Origin of the sequence: Pseudomonas sp. MF6751 (genome assembly GCF_016613265.1) — a bacterium.
Lineage (GTDB): Bacteria > Pseudomonadota > Gammaproteobacteria > Pseudomonadales > Pseudomonadaceae > Aquipseudomonas > Aquipseudomonas fluorescens_BV.
In genome coordinates, this window is the sequence record NZ_JAENSV010000008.1 from 80115 (window position 1) to 93087 (window position 12973).

The 12973-nt window shown below is 59.8% G+C and carries 10 protein-coding genes; 2 read left to right on the plus strand and 8 right to left on the minus strand.

The annotated features are described in order from the left end of the window. Positions 1-11 precede the first annotated feature (11 nt). Together JJD66_RS09825 and JJD66_RS09830 are read right to left on the minus strand one after the other, a co-directional pair. On the minus strand, positions 12-341 hold the full coding sequence (locus tag JJD66_RS09825) for a hypothetical protein (protein ID WP_020302050.1): 330 nt from the start codon (positions 339-341) through the stop codon (positions 12-14). Continuing rightward, positions 338-4990: an RHS repeat-associated core domain-containing protein gene (locus tag JJD66_RS09830; protein WP_234452200.1), complete on the minus strand. Its 4653-nt coding sequence runs from the start codon at positions 4988-4990 to the stop codon at positions 338-340. The genes JJD66_RS09825 and JJD66_RS09830 overlap by 4 nt, the downstream gene beginning before the upstream one ends. A 273-nt stretch (positions 4991-5263) precedes the next feature. Between JJD66_RS09830 and JJD66_RS09835 the strand changes: the two genes are divergently transcribed. After that, positions 5264-6349: a DUF1615 domain-containing protein gene (locus tag JJD66_RS09835; RefSeq protein ID WP_198715183.1), complete on the plus strand. Its 1086-nt coding sequence runs from the start codon at positions 5264-5266 to the stop codon at positions 6347-6349. Here the strand turns inward: JJD66_RS09835 and JJD66_RS09840 are convergent, their stop codons facing one another. The 4 genes from JJD66_RS09840 to JJD66_RS09855 form a co-directional block, all read right to left on the minus strand. Further along, positions 6350-7144 (minus strand): DUF4349 domain-containing protein, encoded by a 795-nt coding sequence (locus JJD66_RS09840; RefSeq protein ID WP_198715184.1) that lies wholly within the window; start codon positions 7142-7144, stop codon positions 6350-6352. A 378-nt stretch (positions 7145-7522) separates the two neighbouring features. Further along, positions 7523-8704 (minus strand): acetyl-CoA C-acetyltransferase, encoded by a 1182-nt coding sequence (locus tag JJD66_RS09845; protein WP_003190325.1) that lies wholly within the window; start codon positions 8702-8704, stop codon positions 7523-7525. Positions 8705-8715: 11 nt separating this feature from the next. Next, the gene (locus JJD66_RS09850) at positions 8716-9375 is read right to left on the minus strand and encodes a CoA transferase subunit B (RefSeq protein WP_005786928.1); all 660 of its coding nucleotides are present in this window, start codon (positions 9373-9375) and stop codon (positions 8716-8718) included. A gap of 31 nt (positions 9376-9406) precedes the next feature. Continuing rightward, a complete protein-coding gene (locus tag JJD66_RS09855; RefSeq protein ID WP_003190329.1) occupies positions 9407-10105 on the minus strand; it encodes a CoA transferase subunit A in 699 nt (232 codons plus the stop codon). 133 nt (positions 10106-10238) lie between these two features. Here JJD66_RS09855 and JJD66_RS09860 point away from each other — a divergent pair, with 133 nt between their 5' ends. Then, the gene (locus tag JJD66_RS09860; RefSeq protein WP_105226396.1) at positions 10239-11141 is read left to right on the plus strand and encodes a LysR family transcriptional regulator; all 903 of its coding nucleotides are present in this window, start codon (positions 10239-10241) and stop codon (positions 11139-11141) included. Between the two features lie 58 nt (positions 11142-11199). Here the strand turns inward: JJD66_RS09860 and JJD66_RS09865 are convergent, their stop codons facing one another. Beyond that, complete coding sequence (locus JJD66_RS09865) at positions 11200-11529, minus strand: hypothetical protein (RefSeq protein WP_003190335.1); 330 nt, start codon at positions 11527-11529, stop codon at positions 11200-11202. Positions 11530-12125: 596 nt separating this feature from the next. Beyond that, positions 12126-12971 carry an NAD-dependent protein deacetylase gene (locus JJD66_RS09870; RefSeq protein ID WP_105226398.1) on the minus strand — a complete coding sequence of 282 codons (846 nt, stop codon included), beginning with the start codon at positions 12969-12971 and terminating at the stop codon, positions 12126-12128. Positions 12972-12973 lie beyond the last annotated feature (2 nt).

The following is a 12973-nucleotide window of genomic DNA, read 5'->3' on the forward strand; positions in this document are numbered from 1 at the left end:
ATTGGATGTTATCAAGCAATCAACGAAGCGGTGTTTTTTTGAAGTTCTGTGTTAATCGATATTTGAGCGAGCAGCAGTAGTTTGCTTAGCGCCCCAATTGACTGCGCGGTAAGCGTTAAGGTGGGATAGTCCCATTCATAGTCTTTGACGACCTTGATTTGGAAGTGTCCTTTTGCATCGAATGAAGGGTACCAACCTACGTCAATGAGGAAGCCGTCTGGATACTCCACCTGAAGCATATCCTCCTTCAGGTTGTGGGCTTGATGTTCAATCCCTGAGTCCTGCAACGTCGATAGCTCGTCGTAAGTGATTTTGCCTTGTAGGAAATCTAACGAGATCATTTAGTTAATCTCCGAAATTCTTGCTCTGAAATAGGGTGGCCGTGAATTGTTTTCGCACTCAATTCAATGCGTATCCAGCGGCTGGATACTCCTTCGCTAGCGCCAATGGTCTCAGGATACTCCATCACTTTCCACGGCTTTCCATTGGTAGTCGTTCTGCCATTTTTATAGGCTTCTCTTTCTATATTTTCAATATTTATACCTGGCTTGTACTTTGCAGGACCAGACTTAGTTGTTGCCAAAATATCTTTCCAAGGCATTTTCTTTGAAGGGCTGTGCTTATAGCCATGAGCTGTCCACTCAATTTCATCAGGTGCAGGCAGCGCCGGCTGGCTGTCTTTGGTTTTTGCGCTGGTTGTCGAATCTTCAACGCCTTCAATGGAGCCGCATTCGCCGGGGCATTTACTGAGTCCTAGCGGATCCACCCATCCAGTAGGGTTGGGCACGTACTGGTACCCATTGATCCCACCCGCCAACTTCACCGGGTCCGGTGTCAGGTAGCGACCAATATCCGGATTGTAGTAGCGATGGCGGTTGTAGTGCAGGCCGCTTTCCGCATCGAAATACTGCCCTTGAAACCGCAGTGGGTTGTCGACTTTGCCCACGTCGAGCCGGGCGATCTGGCCGTAGGCGCGGTAGTGGGCGGACCAGACGATTTCGCCTTCGGGGCTGATCATTTCCTGCGGGGTGCCGAGGTGGTCGAGTTGGTAGTGGTAGGGCTTGGTTTCTTTTGGGCCGAAACCTTCCAATAGTGCCAATGGGCGGAAGCTGTCGGGTTCGTAGAGATAGCTGCGATGGCGCTCTGCATGGTGTTCGGCTATCAGCTTGTCGCCTTGCCAGAAAAACTCGGTGGTTTTGTCGTCCACGGTTTTGCTGATGCGGCGTCCAAATGGGTCATAGCGATAGCTGGCGGTTTGGCCGTTGGGCGTTGTAACCCCGACCAACCGATGCTGGCAGTCGTAGCGGTACTCAGTGACGAGTTGCTGGCCCTTGCCGCGCCGTTCGCGGATGAGGTTGCCGAAGGCGTCGTAGTGGTAATGACGGTCGCCCTGGATCATCAGACGATTCGCCGCGACGATGTCCGGGCCGGGGCGGTCTTGCATCAGCAGGTTGCCGGCCGGGTTGTGGGCGAAGCGTTCTTGTACGTCCTGGGAGTGATCGGCGTGGGTCAGGCGGTTTAGCGGGTCGTAGCGGTAAAGGTGTTCGCCTTTGCGGGTGTCGAGCAGGCGGGTGAGGTTGCCGGATTTTTCGTAGTCGTATTGGCGTTGGTAGAGGTGGTTTTGTTGCTGCGTTACCGCGTGGGCGTGCAGGCGATTCTGGTCGTCGTAGTGATAGTGGTTGAGGAGTTGGCCTTGCTGGCGCTGATGCTCTCGGCCGCTCTTGAATAGATGTGAGGTGAGCACTTCACCGTTGAGTTCGACGGTAGCGAGGTGGCCGCCTTTTTCGTGGGTGAAGGTGAGGCGGTTGTTGTCCGGCAGGCACAGGTTTTTCAGTTGCCCGCAGGCGTCGTAGCCGTAGCGCAGGGTGCCCCAGCCCTGGTGTTCGGCGGTGAGGCGGTTTTGGCGGTCGTATTCGTAGGCCAACGCCCAGTGGCCATCCTCGACGCTGAGGAGGTTGCCTTGGCGGTCGTAGCCATAGTCGACAACGCTGGTATCGGGCAGGGTTTTTCGGACGAGGCGACCGGCGTGGTCGCGCTCGTAACGGGTGATTAGCTGACTGTTATCGTCGCCGTATTCGGTCTTCTCCAGCAGGTTGCCGTTGAGGTCGTAGGCGTAGGCGGTGCGCTGGCCGTCGAAGCCGGTTTCCTGGCGGATCAGGCCGTTGGGGTGGTAGTCGAGTTGGTAGGTTTCGCCGGCTTCGTTTTCGATCTCGGTGAGCAGCAGCCGAGAGTTGTCGTAGCGGTACTTGACCTGGGTGCCGTCTGCGTTGAGGCGGCGGCTGATCAGGTGCAGGCCATCGGCGTATTCGTAGCGGGTGACGTGGCCGAGTTCGTCGCGTTCGGTGATGATTTTGCCGTAGGGGTTGTAGCTGAATTCTCGTGTGGCGCCGCCAGGCAAGACGAGGCGAGTCAGCCTACCGACGCTGTCCCATTCATAGGCTGTCTGCGCGCCGTGCTCATCCTCACAGGCAACTTGCCGCCCCAGATCGTCATAGCGATAACGCTTGATCCCACCATGGGGCAATTGCTCTTCAAGCAGTTGCCCACGTTCGTTCCACACCAGTCGATGGCAACTGTGATCCGGGTACCAAACTCCAGTCAGTTGCCCGTGCTTGTTGTAGCTGTAGTCAGTAACCTCTCCATCGGGATCGGTCCTACGCGTAACATCGCCTTGCTCATTACGCTCGTATTTCCAGACCGCCTCCCCACGCCTGACAACCCGTACAAAACCGTTGTCATGCTCGTAGGACGTTGGCTCATCATCCCCCGGAAACAGTGCCACCAAGCGTCCGGCGTCGTCATATTGATAGGCCGTCACCGCGCCCATCGGGTCTTGCTCGACGGTCAGCCGGCCCTGGTCGTCGTAGGATTTAAAGTGCGTGGCGCCGTCCGGATCAATCCTCTGCACCAGCCGCGCCCGCTGGTCATGGACATACACCTCCTGGCTACCATCGGCGTTATGCACCGTGACGCGCCCGTCATCCCCCCAGGCATAGCGCGTGTCCATCTGCGAAAAACTCGCCCAATGCCGCACGCAGCACGCCGCCTTGCCCGCGTGTTCCCATTCCCAAAAGAAACTCGCGCCACCGGCCAGTTGGCGTTCAAGAATGACGTGCTGGTCGTCGTACCGATAACGCTCACTTTCACCGACGGCATTGGTCGCGCAAACCAGTCGTCCGTGTTCGTCATAGGCGTAGGAAACAAGGCTCTGCTCGGTCTCCCACACGTAGGGCTCACGCCCTTTGGCGCGATGAACCTGGTAATCCACCGCAACGATGCGATCCCGCTCATAACGCAACAGCAACGAGCGACCAGCACCGTTATCCAGCCGCTCAATCCGCCCAAAACGATCCCGGCAAAGGCGCAGGCGGTTGTCATACGCATCGCTGATGGTTGTCAGCACACCGTCGCGAAAGTGGTAGAAACGCGAGGCCTGGGCCAGCACCAGTTCATCAGGCGAGGCTCCCAAATAGATCGCCGCTTCGGCCAGGCTATTGGTGATCGCGGGCCGAGAGTCGGTGGGCAAGGGCAGGGTAGTCGAGCGGTTCTCATGGTCGGTCCACACCACCGAATCGCCCGACACCACCAGCCGATGGGCCAGCCCATGACTCCAGCCAAACCCCAGCCCACAATCCACATCCACAGCACTGGTGCGGTACAACCGCGTCCACTCAAACGGCAAGATCCCATCCAGCGCGCCGTCGGTAAGGGTCAGCAATTCCTCGCCGGTGACCATCGACACCGGGCAACCATTGGTAACGGTCTTATCCGCAGGCGCCGCCGCATCCCCCTTCGGGTTCGACGCCACAGCCGGCACATCATCGACAGGCTCCTGACGAACCAACGTCGTGCGCTGGGTCTTGCCGCGCACCATCGGCACCGGGTTCGAAACCAGCGTGTCGCCTGCCTTCAACGGCACCACTGGCACCGCCTTGATCGGCGTCGCCGCACTGCTCAGCAACACCGGCTTGGCGGCCTCCACATGGGACTCCAGCCGAGGCCCCGTCACCTGCTTGGCCAGCAATTCCAACAACGCCCGCGCCCGCCCGGATTTAACGTGACTGAGCACACGAGCCCCCAATCGCACCACCACGCCCATCGCACCCAAGACGCGAATCAGCAGTAGATTGATCAGCACCTCACCGGTAATTTCACCCCACAGTTCCGCCATCTCCGGCGGCGGGAGCATGCGCATCCAGCTGACCAGAGCCGACAGGTAGATAAACAGCAGCGGCTCGTCACTGAGCACCAACAAGCCCTGGGCTATCGCATCACTGCCCAGGGTCAGCAGTTCGTCTAGCTCAGTTTGCGAAAGGTAGTGCAGTAGCTTTTCGCTGTTGGGCTTGAGGTCCGCCAGCAGCGCAGACAGCTGGCCAATGTTGTCCCACAGGCTGTAAAGCGCCTTGCCTAACCCACTGGCAAAAGCCGCTTCCAGCAAGCGGCGCCGCTCAAGCGGGTGGGCGGCTATGTAATTTTTCCACTGGGATTTGAAGGTGTCGGTCCACTCTTTGCGCAGCCGGGCTTCCAACGCTGTGATCACTGAGTGGTAGGACGTATACAGCGCCTTGAGGTGATCCTGGGAAACGTTGGGGTAGAAACTCACCCGGTATTGATGGTTGCGATCGCACTCGGTAACTTCGAGGATGCCACTCGGGCCGATGGTCTTATGGAGGGGCTCGCCCAGCGGGCCGCCGTTTGGATCAACGCGTTGCACGATCACCGGGGTGTTGCCGATGGGTACGAACCTCGTGCTCTGGAACATATGCACCAGGGTCAAGGTACCGGTGGCCTGGCAGGTGGCGATGGTGCTGCTGGGAAACAGGGAGCGATTGACCGGGGCAACCAGCGCGACGTCATCCCCGACCTTGAACACCTGTTCGACGTCCAGCGCGGAGAAGCTCCAAAAGCTTTTGGCCCACTCGTCAAAGGTGTTCAAGCAATCGCGAAAGTCACGGAAGACGCCCTCGACGTCGACCGTTTCCACGTTCATTGGCGTCAGCGCCAGCCTGCCAATGGCCGGGTTCAAGTGGCGGCCCCGTCAACCGCACGCGTCACGAAAAAAACCATCTGCACTCCCTCGCACTGTTTGATCAGGCGAGGGACTTTGCAGCGGTTTGCCGGGGTGAGGAGTAGAGCTTATCCGGCAGTTGTGTGGGATGTTTCAGTTACTGCCAGGCACTGGGTTCGGCATGCCAACGAACCCCGGTTAGACTTACCTGTCGATATCAGCACTGCCCGGCCCGTCGTTAACCAAGGAAGCCTCATGTATTCAACCCGTCTGCTGCTCTGCCTTATTCCTTTACTGGTGCTGGCCGGGTGCTCAACTTCCCGTGGCCCCCAGCAGCCCGAGCGCAGTGAAGCCGAGGTGAAGGCGCAGATCGCGCGCCTGCTGCCGGCCAAGGTCGCGGACCGCAACGGTTGGGCCCAAGACATCTACACCGCGTTCGATGCCCAGAAAATCTACCCCAGCACCGAAAACATCTGTGCGGTACTGGCGGTGACCGAGCAGGAGTCCACCTATCAGGTCGACCCGCCGGTGCCGGGCATGGGCAAGATCGCCCAGGATGAAATCCTGCGCCGCGCCGGCAAGGTGCATGTGCCGGCCTTCGTGGTGCGCAGCGCCTTGCAACTGCGCTCGCCCACCGGCAAAACCTACGCCGACCGTTTGAATGCCGCCCGTACGGAGAGGGATTTGAGCGGCATCTTCGACGACTTCATCAGCATGGTGCCCCTGGGCAACACCCTGTTTGGCGGGTTCAACCCGGTACACACCGCAGGCCCCATGCAGGTCAGTATCGACTTTGCGCAGAAACAGGCGCGGGGTTATCCCTACACGGTGGACGGCACGATTCGCCGGGAAGTGTTCACCCGTCGCGGCGGCATGTACTTCGGCATCGCCCACTTGCTCGGTTACCCGGTGAGCTACGATCAGCCGCTGTACCGCTTTGCCGATTTCAACGCCGGTTGGTACGCCAGCCGCAATGCCGCGTTCCAGGCCGCGGTCAGCCGTGTTTCAGGCAAAGAGCTGGCGCTGGATGGGGATTTGATCCGCTATGGCTCATTGTTGCCCGGCACCACCGAGCTGGCGGTGCGTTCACTGGGGGCGAAGTTGGATATGCGCAACCCGAGCATCCGCAGCCAACTGGAGCAGGGCGAGCAGTTGGATTTTGAGGACAGCACCTTGTACAAGCGCGTCTTCGCCTTGGCTGACCAGGCGGCCGGCAAGCCGCTGCCACGGGCGATCCTGCCGGGTATTGTGCTCAAGAGCCCGAAGATCACCCGCAACCTGACCACGGCCTGGTTTGCCAAGCGCGTGGATGAGCGCTACCAGCGCTGCATGAAGCGCTGATCAACTGCGGCGCTTGACGAACCGGCGCCACAAGCCCACCCACAACCACACCACCGGGAACGCCAGGATCACGAAGGGCAGCACATAGCTGGCACGTTCCAGGGCGTCTGCGGTGCCGTTCACTAGGTTGTCTCCCAGGTTGCTGAACATCCGGGTGAACCTTGACACCTGGTTGGCGCCGTCGGAGGAGCGGAAGTTCAAGGTCACGCGGTTGGTGTCGAGGCGGCGTTGCTGGCCGGCGGCAACCTGGGCCAGTTCCTGCAGCTCGTTTTCAATGCCGGCTTGCTCTTTGCTGAGGACGATCAGGTCGCTGACGGTGATGTCCTTGCGCTTGGCCAGTTCATCGAGGCGTTGCTGCTGGGCTTGCAGGCGGTCCTGGCGACGGCGCACATCCGCCACGGCATCGGCCAGGTCTTCGGCAGTGGTGATGCGCTGGCCGAGCTTACCGCCTTCGGCCGCCAGGGCGACCATCGGCTCCACCCCCGTGGGCGCGATTCGCAGGATGATCTGGCCACCCTGGCCGTCTTCGGTAATGCCAAGGATATTGCAGGCACCAAAGCGCGCCGTTTCACACGCCTCACGAGTGGCCTGCATACGCGGCGCAAGCAGGGCGCCGGGCAGGGCCAGGGCCAATTCATGCTCATAGGCCAGTTGCGCCCCGGCCTTGCCCTGTTCGCCATTGATGACGGTGGCGCGAGAGTGGTCCTTGGGGGAACAACCGGCCAAGGCCAGGCCGGCGAGCAAGATCAACAGCGGCGCGCGAAGCGGGTGGGAGTTGCCGTCCAGGTGGCGCATGGCGTTTCCTTGAAATGTGCAGGAGAAATTGGCCGAGATTAAAGCGGGTCTGGCCCATTAACGCAAAGCATTGCCCGGGATTTGCCCGGCTGATGGCGTTTGCCACGCTGAGTTTGCAGGTGCGGGTGCAGGTGCAGGAGCGTGTGGTGCTGCGGGCGAGCGCGGTGTTCGCGGTGCCGCAAGCTGACAGGCAGTGAGATCAAATGTGGGAGCAGGCAAGCCAGCTCCCACATTTTGATCGAGTTCATTCAGGGGGATCGATAAAAGAAAAGGCCTGGCTTTTCGTGGAGCCGGGCCTTTTCTGTGTTGCTCTTATTGGCATGGGGCTGCTACGCAGCCCAACGGGAGCAAGCTCCCTCGCCACAATAGCGATCCGATTCAGTTGCGTTCGAGCGCCAGGGCGACACCTTGGCCACCGCCGATGCACAGCGTTGCCAAACCTTTCTTGGCATCGCGCTTGATCATTTCGTGCAGAAGGGTCACCAGTACGCGGCAGCCTGAAGCACCGATCGGGTGGCCGATGGCGATGGCGCCGCCGTTGACGTTGACCTTCTGCGCGTCCCACTCCAGCTCTTTGCCCACCGCCAGTGATTGCGCGGCGAAGGCTTCGTTGGCTTCGATCAGGTCCAGGTCAGCCAACTGCCAACCGGCCTTGTCCAGGCAGCGGCGGGTGGCCGAGACCGGGCCGATGCCCATGATGGCCGGGTCGACGCCCGCGTTGGCGTAGCTGGCGATACGCGCCAGTACGGGCAGGCCGAGTGCCTTGGCTTTGTCGGCGCTCATCAGCAGCACGGCCGCAGCGCCGTCGTTCAGGCTGGAGGCGTTGCCGGCGGTGACGCTGCCGTCTTTCTTGAACGCAGGCTTGAGCTTGGCCAGGGATTCGGCGGTGGTGCCGGCGCGGGGTTGTTCGTCCACCGCGAAGGCCACCGGGTCGCCTTTGCGCTGGGGAATCAGGATTGGTGTGATCTCATCGGCAAAGCGTCCGGCTTCGATAGCGGCGGCAGCTTTTTGCTGGGAGGCGGCGGCAAAGGCGTCCTGGGCTTCGCGGCTGATGCCGTACTTGTCCACCAGGTTCTCGGCGGTGATGCCCATGTGGTAATCGTTGAACGCATCCCACAGGCCGTCGGTGATCATGCTGTCGATCATCTTCGCGTGGCCCATGCGCAACCCGGTGCGTGCGGCAGGCAATACGTACGGGGCCAGGCTCATGTTCTCCATGCCACCGGCAATGATCACCTCGGCGTCGCCGCAACGAATGGCTTGGGCGCCCAGGTGCAAAGCCTTGAGGCCCGAACCGCAGACCTTGTTCAGGGTCAGGCTCGGCACGGCGTGGGGCAGGCCGGCAAGGATCGAAGCCTGGCGCGCCGGGTTCTGGCCGCTGCCTGCGGTGAGCACCTGGCCGAGGATCACTTCATCCACTTGCGCCGGGTCCAGGCCGGTCTGCTCCAGCAGGCGACGGATCACGGCGGCGCCCAGTTCCGGGGCCGGAATGTTCGCCAGCGAACCTTGGAAGCTGCCCACGGCGGTGCGGGTGGCAGCAACAATCACGACGTCTTGCATGGAATCTGTCCTCACTGGAAGTGCATTTCTGGAACGTGGTCCGGGACGATCAGTTTACCGGCGGTCTTGCTCACAATCTCTTCAACGCTGACGCCAGGTGCGCGTTCCTTGAGGACAAAAGCGCCATTTTCGATTTCCAGGTACGCCAGATCCGTGAGCACACGCTTGATGCAGTTGGCACCGGTCAGCGGCAGGCTGCATTGGCTGAGCAACTTGGACTCACCGTCTTTGGATGCGTGAGTCATGATCACAATGATGTTTTCTGCGCCGGCCACCAGGTCCATGGCACCGCCCATGCCCTTGACCAGCTTGCCGGGGATCATCCACGAAGCGATGTTGCCCTGTACGTCCACTTCGAATGCGCCCAGTACGGTGAGGTCGACATGCCCACCGCGAATCATCGCGAACGACTCGGCGGAAGAGAAGATCGAGGCGCCGATGCGTGCGGTGACGGTCTGCTTGCCGGCGTTGATCATGTCGGCGTCGATGGTTTCTTCGGTCGGGAACGGGCCCATGCCAAGCAGGCCGTTTTCCGATTGCAGCATCACTTCCATACCGTCGGGGATGTAGTTGGCCACCAGGGTCGGAATGCCAATACCGAGGTTCACGTAGTAACCGTCCTGCATCTCGCGGGCAACGCGTTGAGCCATTTGTTCGCGGGTAAGCGCCATGATTGTTTCCTCTTGTTGTTCTGGACGGGGATTATTTGCGGACGGTGCGCTGTTCAATGCGCTTTTCGAAGGTGCCGCAGATGATCCGGTCGACGTAGATGCCGGGGGTGTGGATCTGCGCCGGGTCCAGCTCGCCCGGTTCGACGATTTCCTCGACTTCGACCACGGTGATCTTGCCGGCGGTGGCGGCCAGCGGGTTGAAGTTCTGGGCGGTGTGACGGTAGATAACGTTACCGAAGTGGTCGGCTTTCCAGCCTTTGACGATGGCAAAGTCTCCGGTGATGGACTCTTCCATCAGATACGGGCGACCCTTGAATTCGCGGGTCTCCTTGCCTTCGGCAACGGGGGTGCCGACACCGGTGGCGGTAAAGAAGGCCGGGATGCCGGCACCGCCTGCGCGCATTTTTTCTGCCAGGGTGCCTTGAGGGGTAAGCACCACCTCAATCTCGCCGCTGAGCAGTTGTTTCTCGAAGAGGGCGTTTTCACCCACGTAGGAAGCGATCACTTTGCTGATCTGCTTCTGTTCCAGCAGCACGCCCAGGCCGAAGCCATCGACGCCGCAGTTGTTGGAAACCACCGTCAGGTCGCGGGTGCCTTTGCGCTTGATTTCGGCAATGAGGTTTTCCGGAATGCCACACAGGCCAAAACCACCGGAGAGCACGGTCATGCCGTCTTCCAGGCCTGCCAGCGCTTCTTCATAGGACGCCACGCGTTTATCGAAACCTGCCATATGCACCTCTTTTATTGTTTGTGGTCCAGCCAGTGAGTTGAGTGTTGCGCCAGCGGATTGATTTGTTAAGTTGTTTTTTAAGGTTGATTGATTTAGAAAACAGCATAGTCCAATCGTCGTCCGGAGCTGCGTCATGACCGTCAAACAGATGCGTGCCTTTCTCGCCGTCGCGCAAAGCCTGAGTTTTGCCGCGGCCTGCGAGCGTTTGCACCTCTCTCAATCGGCGTTGAGCTTGACCATCAAGGGCTTGGAAGAAGGCTTGGGCGGGCGCCTGTTCAGCCGTAATACCCGTAACGTCGCGCTGACCCCTGAAGGTGAGTCCCTGCTGCCCCTGGCCCGCCGGTTGATTGCCGATTGGGACAACGCCGAAGACGAACTGCGCCAGCGTTTTACCTTGCAGCGCGGCCGCGTCACGGTGGCCGCTATGCCGTCGTTCGCCGGCAACCTGTTGCCGCCGATCCTGAAGATATTCCGCGCCCGTTACCCCCAGGTGAACGTGACGGTGCATGACCTGATCAATGAACAGGTGCTGGAGATGGTGCGCGACCGTCAGGTGGAGCTGGGGGTGGCGTTCGAGCCGTCCGAAGGTTCGTCATTGGCGTTCACGCCGTTGTACCTGGATCGCTTTGTCGCCGTGGTCCCGGGAGATTCAGCTTTGGCACAGCGTGCTGAAATCGACTGGAAAGCCTTGTTGGAGCAGCCGTTCATCACCCTGCAGCGGCCTTCCACTGTGCGGGTGATGCTGGAAGAACACCTCGGCGCCTTGCAGATGAAATTGCCCGTTGCCTTGGAAAGCCATCAACTGGCGACGGTGGGCAAGATGGTTGCCAGCGGTTTGGGGGTTAGTGCAGTGCCAGCGTTATGCGCCAGGCAGATGGAGGAGGCGGGAGCCCGTTGCATTACCTTGACCGGCCCGGTGATCGAGCGGCCGATTGGGGTGCTGACCAAGCCGGGGCATGAACTGTCGGCGGCGGCGCAGGTGTTGTTTGATATCTTTCGGGATGAGGCGGGGAAGGGCAGGTTTCCAACTTTCTAAACCGGTAAATACAAATGTGGGAGCTGGCAAGCCAACTCCCACATTGATTGAGCACTACTTAGTAGTAACGGTCGATCACTTTAACTTGCGAGCTGTCTTTGAAAGACGCCCAGGCATTGTTAAGTGTGTCGAATACTTGCTCGATAAAGTTGCGATCAGCGGCGGCCTTCTTGCCGACATAACCCTGGCCGCGGCGGTACATCTTCAGGCGCGCCGCCAGCTCACGGTTGTTACGGTCAAACTCGGCTTCTTCGGTATGGGGCGCCAGGCAGTCAATTTGCACTTCGCCCGATTTGCCAATCCACAGGATATGGTCGTCGAGTGTGTCTTTCTGCGCTGCGAACATCTCAGCCAATTCATCGATAGTTGGTTGGTTGTTCAGATTCATGTGTAAGCCCCTTGACCAGTTGGCGATCTATCAGTTGATTCGTTAATACCAGTAAGTTGTCTCCGGTCACTAAAACCGGGCGTCAGCGACGGGCTGCCGAATACGGGCAGGGTCTTGAAGCTGATGCATGTAGTCTTGCTGATGAACTGCTACGCAATGCTCTGATTGCGAAGACAAGCCGCGTTTGAGCGCCTTGTACCTGTCCCTTTCGGGGCCGGTCAGCTTCATCGATCTGCCTTGTGGGCAGTGCACATCCGGAAAAACAGCTCGGCGGTCAGACGAGCCTGTTCGAAACGCTTGTTACCAACGCTCTCGATCCGAGAGACGTCTAGATCATGCAAGGACAAAAAGGTTACGTCAACGGTTATGTAGTGATTATTTTTGCTCACTACATAAATTGCCGTGGGGACGGGGGAATGCGCGAAAACGTGACTTGGGCGTCATTTTCTGTGCGGTGGGTCGCGGGATTTTGGTGGCGAATTTACGCAGAACCCTGTGGGAGCTGGCTTGCCTGCGATGGCGGTGCGTCAGTGGGTACATGTATGCCTGACACACTGCTATCGCAGGCAAGCCAGCTCCCACATGTTGATGTGTCGCTATCTCAATCTCTCGGTCAATAAGGGTAACAGTTGCTCGCAAGACGCCTGGATCTTCACCTGCAACAGCTCATCCCCTCGAGTTTTGCCCAGGTTGATGGCAATCACCGGCTTACCCTGTTCAACCATCGCCTTGCACAGGCGAAACGCCGAATAGGCCATCAGCGACGACCCCACCACCAACAGCCCTTCGGCATGCTCTACCGCCGTCATTGCCTTGAGCGCCGTCGCCGGCGCGACGTTCTCGCCAAAGAACACCACATCCGGTTTCAGCCGTTCGCCATTGCAGTGCGGGCAGCGGGGTACCTGGAAGCGCTGTTCAAACGCCGGATCGAGCAAGGTGTCGCCATCCGGCGCTTGCACCGCATGAACCTTTGCCATGTGCGGGTTATCGACCTCCATCTGCCGCTGGATCACGTCGCGCTCGCTACGCAATTGGCAATCCAGGCACAGCACCCGATGCAAGCTGCCATGCAGCTCGATCACATCCTGGCTGCCGGCCTGGTCATGCAGGGTGTCGACGTTCTGCGTGATCAACCCGCTGATATGGCCAAGGTGCTGCAGCGTCGCGAGCGCCAGGTGGGCCTTGTTCGGCTGGGCAATGCGCACCCGTGGCCACCCCAGCATCGCCCGCGCCCAGTAGCGGCGCCGCGCCTCGGGAGTGGCGAGGAATTCCTGGTACATCATCGGTGGCTTGCCCCGGCGTACACCTTCCCCGTCCCGGTAGTCCGGGATACCCGAAGATGTACTGATCCCTGCGCCGGTCAGCACCAGGAAACGCCGGCCGGTCATGGCCCGGTGCAGGGTGTCGAGGTGGTCTTCCTGATGGTCCAGCGTGTCGAGCATGG